This window comes from Arthrobacter sp. G119Y2 (assembly GCF_038069765.1).
In the GTDB taxonomy this organism is placed as follows: domain Bacteria; phylum Actinomycetota; class Actinomycetes; order Actinomycetales; family Micrococcaceae; genus Arthrobacter_B.
In genome coordinates this window covers 452487-471619 of sequence record NZ_JBBPFS010000002.1, presented here as the reverse complement: position 1 = coordinate 471619, position 19133 = coordinate 452487, and the positions used below count along the sequence as shown (strand labels likewise).

The window sequence follows — 19133 nt, the reverse complement described above, 5'->3', positions numbered from 1 at the left end:
GGTACTACGTGGTCACTTTCGGTATTGAAGAAGAGTTTCTGCTCACGGAGCCGGGAACAGCGGTGCCGAGCACCCGCGCGGCCGAGGTCATCAGTTCCCTGACCCCCGGTGACGGCGGAAGCTTCACAAGTACCGCGGAGTTCCTGGCCTGCCAGGTGGAAAGTACCACCCCCATCTGCAGCGAGCCGGAGGAAGCGCTGGCTTCCCTGCTGGACTTCCGCGGCCGCCTGGCTGCTGCCGCCGCCGAGGCGGGACTTGCCGCCGCTCCGACCGGGGCCGCTCCCCTGACCGGGCCGGGACCGGCGCTGGTCAGCGCAACCGTTCGGTACCGGCAGATGGGCGAGATGGCCGGGGGCGTCGGAGATGAGCAGTACGTAAACGGTACTCACGTTCATGTTGCGGTTCCCACCAGGGAAAAAGGAGTGCAGGTCCTCAACGGGCTCCGCCCGTGGCTGGCTACTCTGGGAGCGGTCAGCGCAAACTCCCCGTATTGGCAGGGACGGGACAGCAGGTTCGCGAGTTGGCGGATCATCCACTACCGCCGCTGGACGGTGCAGGGCTTTCCTCCGTTCTTTCAGGATGCCGCGGACTACGATGCCAGGCTGGCCCGGCTCACGGCCACCGACGTCGTCCTGGACCCCGGACACATCGGCTGGATCGCCCGCCTGTCCCACAATTTCCCCACCGTTGAAGTCCGGGTGGCCGATGCCCAGCTGGAGGCCAGGGACACCGTTCTGCTGGCGCTGCTGATCCGCGGACTGGTGACCACGCTGCTCGCTGAAGAGGACACCGACCCTGAAGGCAGCCCCGGCACGCGGGCAGATGCGGAGATGCTGGACGTTGGCCTGTGGCAGGCAGCGCGGTTCGGACTCGCCGGTAACCTTCTGGACCACGGCCACGGGGGCGGACACCTCGGACGGACCGCATCCGGCCAGGTGGGCGCCCTGCTGGACTACGTCCGTCCCGCCCTGGAAGATTCCGGGGACTATCCGTTCGTCAAGACCGGCATGGCGCATGTGCTATCCACGGGAACCGGCGCACAGCGGCAGCGGGAGGCGGTGCGCCGCGCCGGATTCGCCGGGCTGGCGCCGCTGTTTGCACGGTCGCTGACCGCCGGGTAAGTGTCAGCGCCGCTTCGCTGAACGCCGGCCCGCCGGTCTGGCCGGCGCCGCAACGGCGGGATACCCGGATACCAGGTCCCACAGCAGGTTGACGGCAGCGGCTGCGCCCAGCAGAAGCGCCGGCACCGGGAGCCCGCTCATCATCAACGTTCCGGCTCCCGCCAGGAATGCCCCGGCAGCCACGAGGGGCAGCGCAGGCCAGGGCAGCCGGTTTTTGGCCCGGGGTGCCATCAGCAGCCCCCAGAGCAGCACGCCGCAGGCCAGCGCCGCGACAGCCGCAACGGCTTCATAGCCGGGGAAGGCTCTGATGGCCCCGTATGCCACGGCGAAAAGGAGGGCCGTTTCCAGCGCGAAAGCCAAGACCTGCCGCGCGGGTGAGGGGCTGGTCCGGTGCGGAGCCCCGGCAGCGGAATTGCGGGCCGGAGCGATTTCTTTGTCTGTCACAGCAGCAACTTTAGCCCCAGCCATGATGAAACCGAGGACGAAACGGCCTACCCGTTCTCATAGGTCGAGATATCCACGACGCGCACCTCCCAGGGCCGCAGCCGGTGCGGGTCGCCCGCGTCACCGTAGTTGCCCAGAATGAGGTCTCCCGACCCCAGGTTTGAGGGAAGCTCCAGCTCCTCGCCGGACACATTGCCGGTCACGAGAAACTGCTGGTCGCCCCGGCTGCGCCGGAAGGCATAAAGCACCGGATGCTCGGCGTCGAGCAGATGAAAGTCTCCCAGCGACACCACATCCGATTCATGCCGCAGCCGGATCAGTTTCTGGTAGTAGCGGTAGATGGACCGGTCCGAGGCACGGTCCCGTTCCGCATTGATGTCCCGGTAGTTGGAGTTCACCGGTATCCAGGGGGTCCCGGACGTAAACCCGGCATGGGGTCCGTCCGTCCACTGCATGGGCGTGCGGGCGTTGTCGCGGCTCATCGCCTGCAGGGCCCGCAGTACCGTCTCCCGCTCGGCCCCCCGGCTGAGGGCATCGGCATAGAAGTTCAGCGATTCCACATCGCGGTAGTCGCCAATCTCGGTGAAACCGGCATTGGTCATGCCCAGCTCCTCGCCCTGGAAAACGTAGGGCGTTCCGCGGTGCAGGTGCAGGAGGGTGGCCCACAGGGTTGCGGATTCATACCGGTACGCGCCGTCATCACCGAACCGGGACACGTGCCGCGGCTGGTCATGGTTGCCCAGGTACAGGCTGTTCCAGCCTGTTGCCGCCAATCCCCGCTGCCAGCGGTTCCAGCTGGTCTTCAGGTCGCGCAGGTCCAGTTCGTGGTACTCCCACTTGTTCCCGGGGCGCTGGTCCAGGCTTACGTGTTCAAACTGGAACACCATGTCCAGTTCACCGCGGTGCGGATCGGTGAACAGCACCGCCTGGTCCACAGTGGCCCCCGGGGTCTCCCCCACCGTCAAATAATCTCCGGTCCGGTTTTGGAAGACGGCGCGCTGCATTTCCTGCAGGAACTCGTGGATGCGCGGTCCGGAGGTAAAGTGCGGAGCGCCGTCGCCCCAGACGCCTCCGGGCTCGACGACGCCGTCGGGCAGCGACGGGTCCTTGGAAATGAAGTTAATGACATCCATCCGGAATCCGTCCACGCCCCGGTCCATCCACCAGTTCATCATGGCGTGGACCTTGGCCCGGACCCGCGGGTTCTCCCAGTTCAGGTCCGGCTGCTGCGGAGTGAAGAGGTGCAGGTAATACTGTTCCGTCGCCGGATCGTAGGTCCAGGCGGAGCCGCCGAAATGGGAGCCCCAGTTGTTGGGCTCGGCGCCCGGTTCGCCGGGCTCGAATCCGGGGCGCGGATCCCGCCACCAATAGGAGTCCCGCTCCTCGCTGTCCCGCCGTGCCGCAGACCTGCGGAAACCCTCGTGCTCGCTGGAAGTGTGGTTCACCACGAGATCCATGATCAGTTTCATGCCCCGGGCATGAATACCGTCCAGAAGCGTGTCGAAATCTGCCTCCGAACCGTACATCGAATCAATGCGGCGGTAATTGCTGATGTCGTACCCGTTGTCGAACTGGGGTGACTCGTGAACGGGCGACAACCAGATCACGTCCACACCCAGCTCTGCGAGGTAATCCAGCTTGTTCGTAATTCCAGCCAGGTCTCCGTTGCCGTTGCCGGTGCTGTCGGCGAAACTTCGAGGATAAATTTGGTAGACGACGGCGTTTGTCCACCACGCAGGCCGGTCGGGATCCCTCATGGCGGCACCTCTCGCTCGGTCCCGCAGGCCGCCGGGCCCTTGCCTCGGCACGCACGCGCAGGTCCGAGCATTCTACGTCGAACCCCTGCCGGCGGACAGGGGCACCCGGTGTGAAGCAGCGAGTCCTGCCCGGGTGCCGTCGTTTCCTTGTCACCCGCTTTGCAGGGTCATTAGTGTGGGCGCTACTTCCCCAGATCGGTCCCACCGCGCGGACGTTTTCTGGATCTCGACCGTTTGGAGACAATGCCATGGCAACATTGACCGTATGGAAATTCCCGGACTCAGGTGCTGCTGAGCAAGCAACTGAAACACTCTCCAGCCTGCAGTCGCAGGGCCTCATCAATGTGCAGGATTCAGCCATCGTTACCTGGCCGCAGGATAAGAAAAAGCCCCGCACCATTCAGGAGCATCACCTTGTGGGAGCCGGAGCCCTTGGCGGCGGGTTCTGGGGTCTTTTGTTCGGCCTGATTTTCTTCGTACCCCTGATCGGCCTGGTGGTGGGTGCTGCGGTGGGCGCCCTGTCTGCTTCCATGGTGGACGTGGGCGTCGACGACAACTTCATCAAGCAGGTGCGTTCTGAAGTTACTCCGGGAACATCCGCACTGTTTGTGCTGTCCACGGATGTTGTCGAGGACCGCGTGCTGGACGCGTTCCGCAGCAGCTTCCCGGATGCCAAGCTCATTGCGACCAATCTCTCCAAGGAGCAGGAAGCAAACCTGCGCCAGGCATTCGCAGACTAATTCAAAGCGTCGGCCCCCGGTTCCTGCCGGGACCTAGGCGCGGGCCGCCCGGAGGCCGGACCGTCACGGCGGTCCGGCCTCCGGTCTGTTCCGGCGAGTCCGTTCCGGTCCGTTCCGGTCTGTCCAGGGCCCGGGGCGCGGCAGGGGCAGCGCGGTCCCGTATCGTTGATGGGGATGATTACCAGACGCCAGGCTGCCCTTGCCTTAGATATCCCCGTTGAAATGGCCTCCCGCCACGGAATCCCCGCCCGTATGTCCGAGCAGGAGCTTGCAGACCTGCAGGCCAATCCGCCCCAGTGGCTTCTCCAGTCCCGGGCCAACCGCACGGGAAAGCGACCCGTCTGGGTGGAGCTTGAATGCACCGTCTGCGGCTACCGGGAGAACGCCCGTCCCAAGAAGTGGTGGCCGGCCTTCGCTTTTCTGGCCTGCGCGGACCACCCGCATACCGACCTGCCGGCTCCGGCCGCCGGACTCATCCGCGGCGAGTACGACGGCATCGGCACCCGCTTTATCGGCTACGTCGATGTACCCGCCGCAGACCGGCCGTCCGGCACTGACGACTAGGTCCGGCGCTGCCAGTTCCGCTACTGCCTAGTTCCGCTACTGCCTGGGTCGGCACTTCCCGGCTCCGGACAAAAGAAAATGCCAGGCACCGCGCAACCGCGGGGTGCCTGGCATTTTATGTGCCGCTCAGTTTGCGGAAATCAGTTTCCGGGAAGAGCCAGCCCGGTCCGGGCCATCGCATCCTTATAAGCAATCCGCATGGTGGCCAGGCCCTCTTCCTGCCGCTCCGCAGTTGCGCCGAACGCCCGTCCGTCCACGGAACGTGCCTTGTAGATCTTGAAGCTGCGGCGGTAGATCATGCGGTTTTCCGTCTTCAGGAAGGCGGCGCACAGCCGCTGGGCCTCGGTACCGTGGGCAACGATCGCAGAGGCGCGCGGGACCAGCGCCAGGAAACGCAGCAGCGGCTTCAGGCCTTCCTGGATCTGTTCCTTGGTCAGCTTGCCGTTGGGCTCGCCGGGAACAAACCAGGGGTAGGTGTTCCAGGGCATGACGTATTCGGGACGCAGTCCCACCTGCCAGTGGACCCCAAGGAGGCGGGCGACGGCGTCGTCATCTCCGGCGGTGATGAAACCGGACTTGTGGGCGGTGCCAATGTTGGAGAACAGACTAACAATGCGGGTCTCTCCCACGTCATGCATCGGGTCGACGTAGGGCACCTCGGTGCCGGGCTTCAGCGCCTTCAGCGAATCACAGAGCTGATTTACTTCAGCAACGTTGTCGTCATAGCGGCGGTTCCAGAGTTCTTCGGACTGTGTTCCGTGGTCCAGGCTTTGCATAAAGTGGTGCGTCTCCTACAGGGGTCTTTTCGACCGGTTATAGCTCATGTGCCCGGACGGAGCGCGTACGGGCGGATGCTGCCGAGCCGCAGCGCCGGTGCGCGGCTGTATCCGCGGAACCGCCGACAGCGGAAGGGCCGAATGCACTGCCTTGCGATCAGTTTTCCGACTCCTGCCAGTCTAGCAATCCCTGCCGCCGGTACCTCCACACTCGGGCGGGCCGAGTGCCGAAAACGGGCGGCGTGTGACTAACAACTCGCGCCGGCAGGGGCGGGAAGGCCAAATAAAAAAGCAGGAAAAGAACCCGGAGGCACTTTTCCTGCTTTTTATGAAGGGATGTTTTGCTGTGGAGATGGGGGGAATTGAACCCCCGTCCGATGTCGTGTTGTCAGGGCTTCTCCGGGCGCAGTCTGCATCGGATTTTCTTGGCCCCAGCTGTCATGCAGACAAGCAGCTGATCCGGGCCCAGCCGTTTAAGAGTCCCGAACACGCCAACGGCGAGCATGTTCAGCAGTGGCCCTCTAAATGACGCCAGGATCCGGGACGAGAGCATTCCCGGGCTGACGGACTATGCCCGCTGCTTAGGCAGCGAGAGCGAAGTCAGTGCGCTTTGAATCGGCACTTATTGTTTTGCAAGGAGCGTTTACGAGATAACCCTGCATCCTCGGCCCGCTTCACCTGTCTCGACTAACACCGTCGAAACCTGTCATCCCCTTGTAGGTATTGCTACCTGTTTAGTTATCAACCAGCCGTAGGAACTGGCTGGAACTCCAACCGGTCCGCAGACCGGTTGATTAACTATAGCCTATCCCGCGCTAGAAGCGGACGCCGAAGATGATGACCGGCATCTCCCACAGCTTCAGGACCAGCCAGGAGACTGCCGCGAAGAACACCCCCAGAATGCTCAGGGCCGCTTTTCCGGCAGCACGGTGCCGGAGCGCCCAGACGAACAGTGCGGCGTTGGCTGCAACCAGGGCCGGTGCGATCCAGACCAGCAGGGATGCCAGATACACGTAGTAGACGAAAAAGAACGGGACAACCACAAGGATCACGACGGGGATCACGGAAACCACGATCAGCAGATCGATTCCGGTGACGATCCAGGCCCACACGGGGGCACGGACCTTGTGCTCGGGTATTTCCTCCTCGGACTGCAGCGCCCAGAAGGTGCCGCTCATCAGGCGCCCCGGTTTTTCTCCCGCATGTCACGCAGGGCTTCCCTGTTGTCCTGCTTTTCCCTCAGTGTCTGGCGCTTGTCATAGTCGCGCTTACCGCGCGCGACGGCGATCTCCACTTTGGCCCGTCCGTCCAGGAAATACAGCTGGAGCGGAACGATGGTGAACCCGGACTCCCGGGTCTTCTGCATGATCTTGTCCAGCTGCTCCCGGTGCAGCAGCAGCTTCCGGCGGCGGCGGGCGGAGTGGTTGGTCCAGCTGCCGTTGAGGTACTCGGGAATGTAGGCAGCCTCGAGCCAGAGTTCATCGTTGTAGAACGTGCCGAACCCGTCCACCAGCGACGCCCGGCCCTCACGCAGCGACTTGACTTCAGTTCCCATCAAAACCATGCCGGCTTCGTAGGTGTCAAGGATTTCGTAATTGTGCCGGGCCTTGCGGTTGGTGGCCACTACCTTACGGCCACTTTCTTTGGGCACGGTGCAACTCCTTTTCGATGAACGGAAAACTCTATTGTAGGCCTACAACAGGCCCATCGGATCAACCAGTGCGCCGTTCAGCACAGTCTCAAAGTGCAGGTGGCAGCCGGTGGAATTCCCGGTGGTTCCCACATAGCCGATCAGCTGGCCGGCGTTGACCCACTGGCCCACGGAAACCACGTAGCTGGTCAGGTGGTAGTAGTTCGTGGCGAGGGCGCTGTTGCCGATGACGCCGTGGTTGAGGACCACACGGTTTCCGGTCCCGATCATGCCGTCGGGCTGGCCCTGGTCCGCCCGCCAGACCTCGCCGGACGCCGGGGCGTAAACGGGGGTCCCGCAGCTGGCCCCGAAGTCGATGCCCGAGTGGAGGTATCCGCCGGTGCCGAAGAAGTCGATGCTGCCCGGAGGGGTGGCCCGCCAGCCGAAACCCGAGGAAATCGGGGCCTGGACGGGAAGGCTCAGGCCAAAGGCCGAGGGGTTGGTGGGCGTGGTGGGCGGCACCTCGGGAGGCGGTACCGGGCGGTTGTTCCGTGCGGCCTCCTCGGCCGCGCGGCGGTTCGCCTCGGCGATCCGGGCTTCCTCTTCCTTGCGTGCCTGTTCAAGGAGGACACGCTGCCGTTCGGCAATGTCCGCTGTTGCCTTGGCCTTCGCTGTTTCCAGCGACGCGAGCTGCGCCTGGATAACGGGCTTGCGGGCTTCGAGCGCCGCGTTCGCCGCGGCAGTCTGCTCGATCAGGGAATCGACCTTGGCCTTCTCCGCCGCTGCCGCATCCCGGGCTTCCTGCTCCAGCTTGAGGGCGGCCTCGGCCTGCTCTTTGAGGCTGGATATCTCCTCTTCGACGGCCGCGAGGCGTGCTTCCGAATTGACGTTGGTTGCGCTCTGCTGGGACAGCTCCTGCATGGCGGCGTTCTGTCCGCGCAGCACCTGCTCCGCCAGGCCCATGGAGTCGGTGAGGCTGTCGGCGCCCTCCGCGCCCAGGATCAGCGAGAAACTCGAGGGAACGCCGCCGCTCTTGTACGCCTGGGCAGCGATCTGTCCGATCACAGCCTGCGTGTCATCCATCGCCGCCTGGTCCTGCTCGATCTGCGCGGTGATGGTGCTGCGGGTTTCCTGCGCCAGGGCCACGCGGTCAGTCAGGGCGGATACCTTGCCCGCTGCTGTGGAAACGCGTCCCTCCGCGTCGGTCAGTGCCTGCTGCGCCCCCGGCAGCTGCTGCTGGTAGATCGCCAGTTCGGCAACCTTCCGGCTGGTTTCAGCGTCAAGGTACTCGTAGGTTTCCTGCACCTTCTGCTGCTCGCTCTCGATCGCTGCCTTGCGGTCTTCGAGTTCGTCAGCAGCGGCGGTTCCACTGAAGGCAAGGGTCAGCGTCAGCATTGCCGCGGCGACCGCGCCTACTGCGGTTTTGCGCAGGGCAGGCGTCAGCGACTGCCGCTGGTGGGCGCTAACCATTGATGGAACCGTCCATGGAGTTTGTCAGCTTTCTTTTCAGAGTTTGCAACACTCTAAACCTTTAAGTACCTGCGGAGCGTCAGCAGTGATGAAATTCCTGCCAGAAGCGCACCAACAACGAGTAAGACCGGGCTCAGCACCAGTACCTGCTGGGCGCTAATAAACGCGGTTGCGGGATAGGCCTTGGCCAGGGCACCAATGAAGAAATGTGCCACTGCCCATAGCGTACCCGATGCCAGGACGGCGCCGATGACCGCGGCAATAACGCCTTCCAGGACGAAGGGAAGCTGGATTACTGCCTTGGAGGCGCCGACGAGGCGCATAATTCCGGTCTCGCGTCTGCGGCTGAAGGCTGAGAGCCGGATGGTGGTGGCAATCAGCAGAATGGCGCACACCAGCATCACGCCGGCAATTATCAGGGCAATCAGGGACGCCATATTCATAAAGGAGAAGACCTTCTCCAGGAGTTCGCGCTGGTCGCTGACTGTTTCCACGCCGGGCATGGAAGAAAATGCTTCGTTAATAACCTCGTACTTTTCCGGGTCCACCAGAGAGACGCGGAAGGATTCCGGCAGCTGGTCTGCCGTTACGGAGTCAACCAGCGGAGAGTTGGCAAACTGGTCCCGGAAGTGGCTCAGCGCCGTCGCCTGGTCCTCATAGTCGACGGAAGCAACGTACTGGGCGAAGGCCGGAGATTCGAGCTGCTCTTCGATGGCCTCCCGCTGTTCGTCCGTCACCGGTCCGGAGGCACAGGACGGAGTGGTCGAGGAATCCACGCACAGGAAAACAGCTACCTGCACCTTGTCGTACCAGTACCCCTTCATCTGGCCGATCTGCAGCTGCAGGAGTCCGGCCGCGCCAACGAAGGTGAGCGAGACGAAGGTGACCAGGATGACGGAGACCACCATGGAGAGGTTGCGCCGGATACCCGAACCGATTTCCCCGAGGACGAATGCCAGCCTCATTTGGAGGCCCCCGCTCCGGCGGAGCCGTTTCCGCCGCCCGTTGCCCCGGCATCACCGTTCGCCGGATCCGGGTTGACCGGGATGATGCTCCCCTGCTGGGTCTGCGGTGCGCCCAGGTAAATGCCTTCGCGTTCGTCGCGGACAATCTTTCCGTGGTGCAGCTCCACCACGCGCTTGCGCATGGCGTTGACAATGTCGTCGTCGTGCGTGGCCATCACCACAGTGGTGCCGTTCTGGTTAATCCGGTCCAGGACCTTCATGATGCCAAGCGAAGTGGTGGGGTCCAGGTTTCCGGTGGGTTCATCGGCAAGGAGGATTCCCGGCTTGTTGACGATGGCCCGGGCAATGGCCACGCGCTGCTGCTCACCGCCGGAAAGCTCATGGGGCAGACGGTTGTCCTTGCCTTCCAGTCCGACGGTCTTCAGGACCTCGGGCACCGAATCGCGGATGACGGCCCGGCTGCGGCCGATCACCTGCATGGCAAACGCCACGTTGGCGAATACGGTCTTGTTCGGCAGCAGCCGAAAGTCCTGGAACACGACGCCGATTCCTCGCCGCAGGCGCGGCACGCGCCAGCTCGGAATCTTGGCGACATTGGACCCGGCTACGTATACGGTCCCGCGGGACGCGTGCTCCTCTTTGAGGATCAGCCGGATGAAAGTGGACTTGCCCGATCCGGATGCGCCAACCAGGAATACGAACTCTCCGCGGTCAACTTCGAGATTCACGGAGTTCAGGGCAGGCCTGGAATTGCGGTCATAGACCTTGGTGACGTTGTCGAAAGTGATCATGTCTGCTTAGCGCCCGTCGATGCGGCCGGAAGACGGGCCTTGGTTTGGGGTAAGGGCGCCGGCTGTTCGACTATATCGACGGTTCTACCCGTTGGTGCAGATTCCGGCAGGTGTGTCGCTCCGGTCCTGCGCGTTTGCGGCCTCCCGCCGGAGGAAACGGTACCGGCCCGGGGTCTTCATCCTCATCTGGCGGACCAGCCTCCGTCCAGTGTGTAGGAAGCACCCGTGGCCATTCCGGCGTCTGAGCCCGCGAGCCAGGCGGCCAGCGAAGCAACTTCCTCCGGTTCCACCAGCCGTTTGACCGCCGGTTCCGTCAGCAGCACCAACTCCAGGACCTCCGCCTCCGTAATCCCGTGAATGCGGGCCTGGTCCGTTATCTGTGTTTCCACCAGAGGTGTGCGCACATAGGCCGGGCAGATGCAGTTCGAGGTAACCCCGTGCGGGCCGCCCTCAAGCGCTGTCACCTTGGACAGGCCTTCCAGCCCGTGTTTGGCGCTCACATAGGCACTCTTAAAGGCTGACGCTCGCAGGCCGTGGACGCTGGAGATGTTGATGATGCGCCCGAAGCCGCGGGCGTACATGCCGGGCAGCGCCGCCCGGATCAGCAGGAACGGCGCTTCAAGCATCAGGCGGTGGATCAGCCGGAAGGTATCGGGGTCGAAGTCTTCGAGGGCCGCAATGCGCTGGATTCCTGCGTTGTTCACCAAAATGTCGGTGTCCAGGACGAGGTCCTCCAAGGCACCGGTATCACTCAGGTCCACGTGCCATGCCGTGCCGCCGATTTCGCCGGCCACCTTGTCCGCGGCGGCTTTGTTCAGGTCCGCCACCGTCACCCTGGCACCGAGTGCGGCGAAGTGCCGGGCGCAGGCTTCACCGATTCCGCCGCCGCCGCCGGTGACGACGGCGGTGCGCCCGTCCAGCCCGGCACCGCTCCTTCCGTGCGGCGCGGGGCCGCTGTGCGGAGCCCCGCCGCTGCCGCTTGCCGTAGTATCCATCCCGCTGCTCCTGCCGGTCCCGGCTGTCGTCCGCAGCCTCCGAGCAGCATCATGGCATTCACCTGCCGGCTTTGCGACCCTCTTCCGTTGAGGGTTTCCGGCGTTGCCGGAGGGCGTTGCCGTTCCGGGGCAACGCGGGCGGGCCCGGATTCTCGCTTCCGGGGTGCCGGGTTACTTCCGCTACTTCCGGGTTACTTCCGCGCGGAGACGCTGCCGTTGGCCCGCCAGCGGATCCCGGCGTCGATGAAGTCGTCAATTTCGCCGTCGAACACAGCGGAGGTGTTGCCCACCTCGTGCTCGGTGCGCAGATCCTTGACCATTTGGTACGGGTTCAGCACGTAGGAACGCATCTGGTCTCCCCACGACGCCTTCACATCTCCGGCGAACGCCTTCTTCTCGGCGTCCTCCTGTTCCTTCTTCAGCAGCAGAAGGCGGGACTGCAGCACACGCATCGCGGCGGCGCGGTTCTGCAGCTGGGACTTCTCGTTCTGCATGGAGACGACAGTGCCGGTGGGAAGGTGGGTCAGGCGGACCGCGGAGTCCGTGGTGTTCACCGACTGGCCGCCCGGACCCGAGGAACGGAAAACATCAACCCTGATGTCGTTGTCCGGGATGTCGATGTGGTCAGTGGGCTCGATCAGCGGAATGACTTCGACGGCGGCAAACGACGTCTGGCGGCGGCCCTGGTTATCGAACGGGCTGATGCGCACCAGCCGGTGCGTGCCGGCTTCCACCACCAGGGTTCCGTAGGCGTAGGGTGCCTTCACCTCGAAGGTGGCGGATTTGAGGCCGGCTTCCTCGGCGTAGGAGGTGTCCAGGACGGTGGTCGGATAGCCGTGGCGTTCGGCCCAGCGCAGGTACATGCGCAGCAGCATTTCCGCGAAGTCAGCGGCGTCCACTCCCCCGGCGCCGGAACGGATCGTCACGACCGCTTCGCGCTCGTCGTACTCTCCGGAGAGCAGGGTAACCACCTCAAGCTGGGACAGAGATTTGCGGAGGGATTCGAGTTCGACGGCGGCCTCTGCCTTGGACTCGGCGTCCGCCTCGTCCTGTGCCAGCTCCACGAGCACTTCAAGGTCGTCGATGCGGGACTCCAGCTTTTCCAGCCGTTCCAGCGCGGTCTGCCGGTGGGAGAGCTTGGAGGTAATCTTCTGCGCCTCCGCGGGGTCGTCCCAAAGATCGGGAACCCCCGCCATTTCGCTCAGCTCGGCGATGTCCTCTTTGATTGCTGCTACATCCGAGACCTGCTCGATGGACGCGAAAGTGGACCTGAGGGCGCGGATCTCCGCGGGAAAATCGATTTCAGCCATGGTGATTACAGCCTACGCCATGAGCACGGCGCGTCGCTGGCCGGGGAAACCCTGCCGGTGCCGTCCCGGCAGATGGCATCTTCCACACGCCGGCCTGCCGGTTCCGGGTTTGCCTGCCTTCGGACGTATCTTGGTTTTGTCAGTGAGCAGTTCCGAACCGAACCGCAGGAGGAGCCGACTGTGAGTAACCGGAAAGCCGAAGGAACACCTGCCCCGGCGCCCGTCCGCCACCCGGAATCGGGGCGAAAATACACGCTGGAGGAGCTTGAAGCGCTCGCCGCCGAAGGTGATCCCTGGGCCATGACCAAGACCGATGAGTGGGACCTGCATTTTTCCAACGAGTACAGGGCTTCCATCAAGGACCGCTGCCCGGATCCGGACTGCGATCTGTTTGGAGAGCCTGCCACGCTGTGTTACGGCGACGACGGCGAGCTGCTGGACATCGACCACGACGGCTGGGGCCATCCGCCTGCTGCCGCACAGGATCACGCCAAGGCGTCCTGAGCCCGGCACGCCTACTGGCTCAGCCGTGCCCGCGCCTCGGCTACGGCCGTAATCGGGATTCCGTCCGGGACCAGGAAGTTCACCAGCGGCGGATGCACGACGCCGGTAAGCACCACCCGGGCGGTCCGCCCGTCGTCCGTCCCGGTTTCGGCGGCGACAGCCAGTCCCGGCAGCCGGTCGGCTGCACTGGTTGCCGCGAGGTACCGGTCCACTTCCATTTGGACGGCTGCAGGTGCCAGTACCGCGGCCGGTCCCCCGGCCGGGTTCCCCGACGGGGCCAGCGAGAAGGTGTCCGCCGCGGCAAGGGCGGCTCCGTCGGCCGCCGACAGCAGTTTCTTGTGTCCCAGATACAGGGCGGATGCCCCCATCACCACGGTGAGCACCAGCAGGCTCACCAGGAGATATCCGATGATAAGGACCCCGATCTGGCCCTCTTCGCCGCTGCCCGAGGAGCGTAGGCGGGAACGCAGACAGGAAGGCAGTCGGGCGCGGAGCGGTGCGTTGCCGGCACGGCCGCTCATCCGTAACGCTCCACTATCTGAGTGGACGCGGCATCAACCGTCACGGGGGCAAAGCCCTCCCCCGGAAGACCCGATCCCAGCGGCAGCGGCACGTCGAAGCTCACCAGCGCCGTCGCGGTGGAGCCCGGCGCCAGGCATTCCGCCGAACAGGAGATGTCCAGCAGCACACCCCCCGCCTCGAAACCAAAATCAGTGAACGCCAGTTCAGCGGCCAGCTTCGCCTGCTGTTCGCCGGTGACGGGGTCGCCCGCCGCGACATACGCCTTCGCCGCTGACTCGGCGGCGCCGGCGGCGGCAAAGGCAGCGCCCTGCACCTGGCTAGCCGTCACAATCAGGTAGATGACGGGCACGAGCAGCAGCAGCCCCAGGAAAATGAACTCCACTATCGCGCTGCCGGTCTCGGGATCGGCTGTTTCTTCCGCGGTGCCCGCAGCCGCGGTATCAGCCGGAGCCGGCGGTGTCGTACCCAAAGAATCCATGCCCGCTCACCTCCAATCCGCCGCCGGGTCCAAGGAACCCCAGCACGGGAAGAGGCGCCCGTACCGTGACCCGGAGCATCCGGACCCCTCCGTGCGTAGTCTCCGTGTAACTCACGTCCTCGGCCCACGAGTCATTGAGGGCAACCCGGATCAGGTCGGCTGTGCGTTCGGCCCCGTCAGCCGGTGTCCGGTCCGCAAGGGTTCCGTAGCGGGCTCCGGAAGCGGCGGCATCAATCAGGGTGTTGCGCACATGCAGCACAAGCGCCAGCTGGACAATGGACATGAAGAGCAGCGTCACCAGCGCTCCGACCATCACGAAGTCCACCACCGCCGACCCTGTGTCCCGCCCTTCCTCGGCGGGCCCCGCAGGGCGTCTCCACGCGGTCAGGTGTTGTTTACCTTTGCCATGGCTGATTCGAACATTAGCTTGAGAGCGTCCTGTGCCAGCACCATGATGAGTGCAACAAGCGAGGCCGACATCAGGGTGATCATGACCCAGCCGGGGACGTCGCCGCGTTCCCGGTCCCCGTCCTGCACTGTGTGGGTCAGCCGAACGAGCAGCGCGGTGCCGAGCAGGAGCAGGAGTTGTTGCGGTGCGTTGAGGATTCGCATGGGAGGTTCCTTTCATTGGAGGGTCCTGGAGTTCATTGGAGGGTCCTACAGTCCAATCCCCAGCAGGGAGATGCCGGGAAAAATCGAGAAGATCACTGTCAGCGGAAGGACGCCGAAGACGAGGGGGACCATCATGGCGATCTCCTTCTTGCCGGCGCTTTCCATCAGGTCGCGTTTGGCCAGGTCTCGGACGTCCTGGGACTGCGCCCGCATGACATCTGCCAAGGGAGTGCCGCGGTCAATCGCCACCGTCAGCCCGTCGACAAACCGGGACAGCGGTGCCAGGCGAACCCGGTCCGAGAAGTTCTGCAGTGCGTTCGTCAGGGGTATGCCGGAGCGAGTTTCAGTGAGGATGCGCCCGAATTCTCCGGCTAGTTCGCCGTGTGCGGTCCGGGCGATGCGTTCCAGTGCGCCGTTCGCGCTTTCTCCGGCCCCCACCGCGAGCGCCATCATTTCCGCGAGGCTGGGAAATTCTGCCAGCATCCGTATTTCGCGGTTCTTGATCTGCGAGCTCAGCCGGTAGTCCCTGAGCACGAATCCGAGGACTGCGCCCAGAACGGTGCCTGCGATGACTCCGGTGACGCCCGTTTTGTCGATGCTGGCCAGCCAGACGGTGACCGCGCCGCCGGCAAGGAAGCCACCTCCGGTCCAGAGCACCTGCTCCGCCCGGTAATCCAGGACAGTCATGTTCCTCCCCGCGCGGGCCAGCCGGCGTTCCAGATCCCGGGTGACAGGGTTGAGCTGGTTCAGCCGGCGGACGGCGAGGAGGAGGGCAGGCCGCAGGATTCGTTCCAGCGGCCCGAAGGGGGTGAGGTCGCCCGCCGGCGATGAAAGCAGCCTCGAGCCGTGCCCGCCGGTGCGCAGCTGCGGTCCGATGCGTTCGCTGAAGGTGACCGGGCGCAGCGGAGGCAGCCGCAGGGCAGCAAACCAGACGGAGGAACCCAGGGCTAGGCCGCAGCAGACGGCAAGGAACCACGGCGCTGTCATCTCAGGACCCGTTCCTCTTCAGGCAGGGCTCCGATGCGCAGCATCAGCCGGTAGCAGACAACCGACACTACGATTCCGGCCACCAGCACCGTTGCTCCGGCTGCAGAGTTGTAGGCGCTGATCGCTTCGGGGCGGGTGGCCAGGAGCATCAGGACAATCCACGGGGCAGCAACGGCCAGACGGGCGGCGTTGACGGTCCAGGACTGGCGGGCCAGGAGTTCGCTGCGGGTTCTGGCGTTGTCCCGGAGGAATTGGTTGAGGGTGCCCAGCAGGCGGCCCAGGTCGGATCCCCCGACTTCCCGGGTCAGGCGCAGCGCTTCAACGATCCGGTCAGCAACGGGGTCCGCCAAATTGGCTTTCAGCCTCGTCAGGGCGGAATCGAACTGGCCGCCGGCCCGGTAGTCGGCGGCAAATTCGCGGAACGGCGGCCGCAGCTCCCGGGGCCCGTTTTCGCCCAGCTGGATCAGGGCCTCGGGCAGGGAGAGTCCCGCCCGGATGGCGGAGCGCAGGTGGTCCACTGCGTCCGGCCACAGCTCGGCCCGCGAAGTGCGCTGTTTGCGGGCCTGCCAGCGAACCAGGACCAGCGGAACACCGGAGGCGAAAAGGCCAAAGCAGGCGGCCACCGGCACCGCACCGGTTCCGGCAAACACCAGAACTGCAACCAGGAGTCCCGCAGCCACGCTGGCGGCAACAACGGCATGCGGGGTCACCCGCTGGATACCGGCCTGCAGCAGTTCGTCCTCCAGCCGGCTGCTGCGCGGCCTGCGGGCGGCAACCGGAGGCACCACCCAGCAGGACCGCCAGACCAGGAACAGTCCGAGCCCCAGCAGGAGCCCCGCGGCCGCGCTCACGGCTGCACTTCCAGGAGTTCCGCGACGTTGAAGCCGGCGCGGGCAAACTTCTCGGGTGCGGGCATGGAGGCGGCAGTGACTTCGAGCCGGCCGTCGGTCCGCTGGAAAATGGACGACGATTCGATGATTCCGTTCTCGACCCGGCTGCCCAGGGCCATGATCTCCATCACCTGCCGTTTCCCCGCGGCGTTCCGCGCACAGTGAATCACCAGGTCAATGCAGGAAGCGACGGTGGGCACCACAAACGCACTGGAGATGTTGTCCCCGGCCAAAAGGGGAAGGGTGCAGATTTTCGTGACTGCGTCGTGGGCGCTGTTCGCGTGAACGCTGCACATGCCCGGCAGGCCTGAATTCAGCGCAATCAGCATGTCCAGGCTCTCCGCCTCCCTGACCTCGCCCACGATCAGCCGGTCCGGGCGCATGCGAAGCGCCTCCTTGACCAGCCGCCGCAGCGGTATTTCCCCCATGCCCTCGAGGTTCGACTGCCGGCACTGCAGCCCCACCACGTCGCGCAGCGGCAGCTGCAGTTCGAAGATCTCCTCCACGGTGACCACCCGTTCCCGCGGTCCGATCGATGCTCCCAGGCAATTCAGCATGGTGGTCTTGCCGGCCTGCGTGGCTCCGGAGACCAGGACGTTCAGCCCGCTGGCAACGGCCGCACCCAGGAACCTGGCTGCCTGCGGGGTCAGGGTTCCCAGCTCCACCAGGTGTTCCAGCCGGCTGGCACGGGCAATGAACTTACGGATGTTAACGGCCCAATGGCGCCGGGTGATGTCGGGAATGACCACGTGCAGCCGCGACCCGTCGGGCAGCGAGGCGTCCACGAACGGCGAGGACAGGTCCAGGCGGCGGCCTGAACTTTTCAGCATCCGCTCCACCAAATCCCGCACCTGGTCCGCGGACAGGACCAGGGAGGTCAGCTCGGACCGTCCGTCGCGGGCAGCGTAGATCTCGGTGGGCGAATTGATCCAGACTTCCTCAACCGTGGGGTCGTCGAGCAGCGGCTGCAGGGCGCCGAATCCGGCCACGGCGTCGAAGACCCGGCGGCGGGCCTGTTCCAGCACGCCCAGAGGAGGCAGCGACCCCAGGAGGGACCGCTCGTCGTAATCCGTGACTGCCTCTGCAACCAGCCGGCGGACTTCCGCGAGCTGGCTTCCGGGATCCAGGCCGCGGACCCGAATGAGTTCCCGGACCTCGTCCTCCACAATTGCAACCGCATCCATTGCTGTCCCCCCGGTTCAGCACGCAGGGACGGAGGAGACCGCCCTGACGCGAGACTGGCGCGGCCCGTCTGCGGGCCACGGCCAACAGACTAGGAGTGCATGCCGTTTTTGGCGAGGGTAGCCGCCGGGCATGTGGATAACCGGGTAGCGTTACCCGGTTCGAGTATTCGGCCGGGTCAGTAGTGCTCGGCGGACGGCAGGCCCAGATGCTCCTCGAGGGTCCCCGACGGGTGCTCGTGCATGCTCAGTGCGAGATCGGCGCCGACAAAGCGCAGATGCCAGGGCTCATACGCGTAGCCCGTTATTGACGACGCATCCTCCGGATAGCGGACGATGAACCCAAAGCGATGGGCATTCTCTGCTGCCCAGTTCCCCGCCGCCGTGTCCTCGAAGCAGGCCTGCAGCGAGCAGGTGCCGTCCGGAGCGGCTATGTCCACCGCAAGTCCGGTCTGGTGCTCACTGTGGCCGGGACGTGCGGAAATCGTATCGGCGGCGGCCTGGCCGTACCGGGCCGAGTAGCCGGCATAAAGCTGCGCCTGGCTTTCGTAGGAACGGTAACCGCTGACAGCGGCAAGCTCCACGCCCTCAGACGCCGCGGCTTCCTTCAGCAGTGCGAAGGACGAGGCTGCAGCCTCCCGCAGGAGCTGTCCGTCCACGCCGACCAAGTCGCCGGGGACGTAGGAAACGGGAGCCAGCGGCCGCTGTTTGTTGACGACGACGGCAGTGCTCGCCGGATCGTCGATGTCCAGCCGCACCGAGGTATCGCCTGATTTCGACCGCGTGACCGTTCCCCGTTGGAACTGCTGGGTGCAGGTCCCTTGACGGCACGTCCGGGCGTCCACCGGGTAGCCAAGGGCCCCCGCTTCGGCTCCGTGTTCCCGCCAGGCGGATCGGATGGCGCCGCTGACCGGTTCGGCACCCGTGTGCTGGGACCACACCATGGAACCGTAGCGGTAGTCGCGGGAGCATCCGCCGTCGCGCAGCCCGCAGGTCCGGGGTCCGACGGGCGCACCCAGCACCGGCGACACGTCGCTCAATGCGCTGCCCGCTGCGTCTTCCTCCGCGTAACCCGCTTCAGCGGCTACCGCGCTGCCTGCCACGATGGCAAGCGCCGTAAGCAGCGAGCGGACGGCGATGGATCCTCTGATGCGCACGCTCCTCCTTCGCAAAGCCCCGGGGACTGTTTTCTGCAGGCCTGCGTTTGCCCGTTGGCCCGCCTGCAACCGTACAGGAGCGGAACGCAGGCAGCCATTGCGCGGCGCCGCTCTCGGCGGATCAGGTGAAAGGAAAGCAAGGCCCGGCGAACCGGACACGGCGCCGCCGGTGTAGGCCAGGGACGCGGTGACCGGGGCCAGGAACGGTACCCTGTACAATTATCAGGTCTCAGGGACCG

At 64.9% G+C, this 19133-nt stretch carries 22 protein-coding genes and 1 other RNA gene; 4 read left to right on the top strand and 19 right to left on the bottom strand.

Annotated elements, in window-relative coordinates:
* The first annotated feature begins 8 nt into the window (after positions 1–8).
* Positions 9–1121 (top strand): carboxylate-amine ligase, encoded by a 1113-nt coding sequence (locus tag WKB88_RS05875; RefSeq protein WP_341393594.1) that lies wholly within the window; start codon positions 9–11, stop codon positions 1119–1121.
* A gap of 3 nt (positions 1122–1124) precedes the next feature.
* Here WKB88_RS05875 and WKB88_RS05870 read toward each other — a convergent pair whose 3' ends face one another.
* Positions 1125–1565 (bottom strand): DUF2568 domain-containing protein, encoded by a 441-nt coding sequence (locus WKB88_RS05870; RefSeq protein WP_341393593.1) that lies wholly within the window; start codon positions 1563–1565, stop codon positions 1125–1127.
* Between the two features lie 47 nt (positions 1566–1612).
* A complete protein-coding gene (locus WKB88_RS05865; RefSeq protein ID WP_341393592.1) occupies positions 1613–3322 on the bottom strand; it encodes an alpha-glucosidase in 1710 nt (569 codons plus the stop codon).
* A 248-nt stretch (positions 3323–3570) separates the two neighbouring features.
* Between WKB88_RS05865 and WKB88_RS05860 the strand changes: the two genes are divergently transcribed.
* Together WKB88_RS05860 and WKB88_RS05855 are read left to right on the top strand one after the other, a co-directional pair.
* The gene (locus tag WKB88_RS05860) at positions 3571–4062 is read left to right on the top strand and encodes a DUF1269 domain-containing protein (protein WP_341393591.1); all 492 of its coding nucleotides are present in this window, start codon (positions 3571–3573) and stop codon (positions 4060–4062) included.
* A 174-nt stretch (positions 4063–4236) separates the two neighbouring features.
* On the top strand, positions 4237–4626 hold the full coding sequence (locus WKB88_RS05855) for a hypothetical protein (RefSeq protein ID WP_341393590.1): 390 nt from the start codon (positions 4237–4239) through the stop codon (positions 4624–4626).
* 140 nt (positions 4627–4766) lie between these two features.
* Here the strand turns inward: WKB88_RS05855 and WKB88_RS05850 are convergent, their stop codons facing one another.
* From WKB88_RS05850 to prfB, 9 genes are all read right to left on the bottom strand, one after another.
* Positions 4767–5402 (bottom strand): uracil-DNA glycosylase, encoded by a 636-nt coding sequence (locus tag WKB88_RS05850; protein ID WP_341393589.1) that lies wholly within the window; start codon positions 5400–5402, stop codon positions 4767–4769.
* Positions 5403–5746: 344 nt separating this feature from the next.
* Positions 5747–6116, bottom strand: a transfer-messenger RNA (tmRNA) gene (gene ssrA / locus WKB88_RS05845).
* A 101-nt stretch (positions 6117–6217) separates the two neighbouring features.
* Positions 6218–6580, bottom strand: coding sequence for a hypothetical protein (locus WKB88_RS05840; RefSeq protein ID WP_341393588.1), 363 nt, complete (start codon positions 6578–6580; stop codon positions 6218–6220).
* Complete coding sequence (smpB, locus tag WKB88_RS05835) at positions 6580–7053, bottom strand: SsrA-binding protein SmpB (RefSeq protein WP_104052511.1); 474 nt, start codon at positions 7051–7053, stop codon at positions 6580–6582. Before smpB ends, WKB88_RS05840 begins: the two co-directional genes overlap by 1 nt.
* A 42-nt stretch (positions 7054–7095) precedes the next feature.
* Positions 7096–8502: a peptidoglycan DD-metalloendopeptidase family protein gene (locus WKB88_RS05830; protein WP_341393587.1), complete on the bottom strand. Its 1407-nt coding sequence runs from the start codon at positions 8500–8502 to the stop codon at positions 7096–7098.
* A 53-nt stretch (positions 8503–8555) separates the two neighbouring features.
* Entirely contained in the window at positions 8556–9467 is a 912-nt protein-coding gene (gene ftsX, locus WKB88_RS05825; protein ID WP_341393586.1) for a permease-like cell division protein FtsX, read from the bottom strand.
* Entirely contained in the window at positions 9464–10258 is a 795-nt protein-coding gene (gene ftsE / locus WKB88_RS05820) for a cell division ATP-binding protein FtsE (protein WP_341393585.1), read from the bottom strand. The genes ftsX and ftsE overlap by 4 nt, the downstream gene beginning before the upstream one ends.
* A 182-nt stretch (positions 10259–10440) precedes the next feature.
* Positions 10441–11253, bottom strand: a complete 813-nt coding sequence (locus WKB88_RS05815; RefSeq protein WP_341393584.1) for a 3-hydroxybutyrate dehydrogenase — start codon at positions 11251–11253, stop codon at positions 10441–10443.
* Positions 11254–11444: 191 nt separating this feature from the next.
* Entirely contained in the window at positions 11445–12563 is a 1119-nt protein-coding gene (gene prfB, locus WKB88_RS05810) for a peptide chain release factor 2 (protein ID WP_341393583.1), read from the bottom strand.
* A gap of 180 nt (positions 12564–12743) precedes the next feature.
* Between prfB and WKB88_RS05805 the strand changes: the two genes are divergently transcribed.
* A complete protein-coding gene (locus WKB88_RS05805) occupies positions 12744–13067 on the top strand; it encodes a hypothetical protein (protein WP_341393582.1) in 324 nt (107 codons plus the stop codon).
* 11 nt (positions 13068–13078) lie between these two features.
* On the opposite strand, the gene WKB88_RS05800 is transcribed toward WKB88_RS05805, so the two are convergent.
* The 8 genes from WKB88_RS05800 to WKB88_RS05765 all read right to left on the bottom strand — a co-directional run bounded on the left by WKB88_RS05800 (position 13079) and on the right by WKB88_RS05765 (position 18894).
* Positions 13079–13588 carry a pilus assembly protein TadG-related protein gene (locus tag WKB88_RS05800; RefSeq protein ID WP_341393581.1) on the bottom strand — a complete coding sequence of 170 codons (510 nt, stop codon included), beginning with the start codon at positions 13586–13588 and terminating at the stop codon, positions 13079–13081.
* The gene (locus tag WKB88_RS05795) at positions 13585–14067 is read right to left on the bottom strand and encodes a hypothetical protein (protein ID WP_341393580.1); all 483 of its coding nucleotides are present in this window, start codon (positions 14065–14067) and stop codon (positions 13585–13587) included. The genes WKB88_RS05800 and WKB88_RS05795 overlap by 4 nt, the downstream gene beginning before the upstream one ends.
* Positions 14030–14455, bottom strand: a complete 426-nt coding sequence (locus tag WKB88_RS05790; RefSeq protein ID WP_341393750.1) for a TadE/TadG family type IV pilus assembly protein — start codon at positions 14453–14455, stop codon at positions 14030–14032. The genes WKB88_RS05795 and WKB88_RS05790 overlap by 38 nt, the downstream gene beginning before the upstream one ends.
* On the bottom strand, positions 14452–14679 hold the full coding sequence (locus WKB88_RS05785; RefSeq protein ID WP_341393579.1) for a hypothetical protein: 228 nt from the start codon (positions 14677–14679) through the stop codon (positions 14452–14454). The genes WKB88_RS05790 and WKB88_RS05785 overlap by 4 nt, the downstream gene beginning before the upstream one ends.
* A gap of 45 nt (positions 14680–14724) precedes the next feature.
* Positions 14725–15666, bottom strand: coding sequence for a type II secretion system F family protein (locus WKB88_RS05780; protein WP_341393578.1), 942 nt, complete (start codon positions 15664–15666; stop codon positions 14725–14727).
* On the bottom strand, positions 15663–16517 hold the full coding sequence (locus tag WKB88_RS05775; RefSeq protein ID WP_341393577.1) for a type II secretion system F family protein: 855 nt from the start codon (positions 16515–16517) through the stop codon (positions 15663–15665). The genes WKB88_RS05780 and WKB88_RS05775 overlap by 4 nt, the downstream gene beginning before the upstream one ends.
* Positions 16514–17740, bottom strand: coding sequence for a CpaF family protein (locus WKB88_RS05770; RefSeq protein WP_341393576.1), 1227 nt, complete (start codon positions 17738–17740; stop codon positions 16514–16516). Before WKB88_RS05770 ends, WKB88_RS05775 begins: the two co-directional genes overlap by 4 nt.
* Before the next feature lie 176 nt (positions 17741–17916).
* On the bottom strand, positions 17917–18894 hold the full coding sequence (locus WKB88_RS05765) for a D-alanyl-D-alanine carboxypeptidase family protein (protein ID WP_341393575.1): 978 nt from the start codon (positions 18892–18894) through the stop codon (positions 17917–17919).
* Between the last annotated feature and the right edge of the window lie 239 nt (positions 18895–19133).

Excerpts from the sequence above, each read along its gene's own strand:
- WKB88_RS05865 (WP_341393592.1), bottom strand. The coding sequence starts at position 3,322 with ATGAGGGATCCCGACCGGCCTGCGTGGTGGACAAACGCCGTCGTCTAC.
- WKB88_RS05860 (WP_341393591.1), top strand. The coding sequence starts at position 3,571 with ATGGCAACATTGACCGTATGGAAATTCCCGGACTCAGGTGCTGCTGAG.
- WKB88_RS05855 (WP_341393590.1), top strand. The coding sequence starts at position 4,237 with ATGATTACCAGACGCCAGGCTGCCCTTGCCTTAGATATCCCCGTTGAA.
- WKB88_RS05850 (WP_341393589.1), bottom strand. The coding sequence starts at position 5,402 with ATGCAAAGCCTGGACCACGGAACACAGTCCGAAGAACTCTGGAACCGC.
- WKB88_RS05840 (WP_341393588.1), bottom strand. The coding sequence starts at position 6,580 with ATGAGCGGCACCTTCTGGGCGCTGCAGTCCGAGGAGGAAATACCCGAG.
- WKB88_RS05830 (WP_341393587.1), bottom strand. The coding sequence starts at position 8,502 with ATGGTTAGCGCCCACCAGCGGCAGTCGCTGACGCCTGCCCTGCGCAAA.
- ftsX (WP_341393586.1), bottom strand. The coding sequence starts at position 9,467 with ATGAGGCTGGCATTCGTCCTCGGGGAAATCGGTTCGGGTATCCGGCGC.
- ftsE (WP_341393585.1), bottom strand. The coding sequence starts at position 10,258 with ATGATCACTTTCGACAACGTCACCAAGGTCTATGACCGCAATTCCAGG.
- WKB88_RS05815 (WP_341393584.1), bottom strand. The coding sequence starts at position 11,253 with ATGGATACTACGGCAAGCGGCAGCGGCGGGGCTCCGCACAGCGGCCCC.
- prfB (WP_341393583.1), bottom strand. The coding sequence starts at position 12,563 with ATGGCTGAAATCGATTTTCCCGCGGAGATCCGCGCCCTCAGGTCCACT.
- WKB88_RS05800 (WP_341393581.1), bottom strand. The coding sequence starts at position 13,588 with ATGAGCGGCCGTGCCGGCAACGCACCGCTCCGCGCCCGACTGCCTTCC.
- WKB88_RS05795 (WP_341393580.1), bottom strand. The coding sequence starts at position 14,067 with ATGGATTCTTTGGGTACGACACCGCCGGCTCCGGCTGATACCGCGGCT.
- WKB88_RS05785 (WP_341393579.1), bottom strand. The coding sequence starts at position 14,679 with ATGCGAATCCTCAACGCACCGCAACAACTCCTGCTCCTGCTCGGCACC.
- WKB88_RS05780 (WP_341393578.1), bottom strand. The coding sequence starts at position 15,666 with ATGACAGCGCCGTGGTTCCTTGCCGTCTGCTGCGGCCTAGCCCTGGGT.
- WKB88_RS05770 (WP_341393576.1), bottom strand. The coding sequence starts at position 17,740 with ATGGATGCGGTTGCAATTGTGGAGGACGAGGTCCGGGAACTCATTCGG.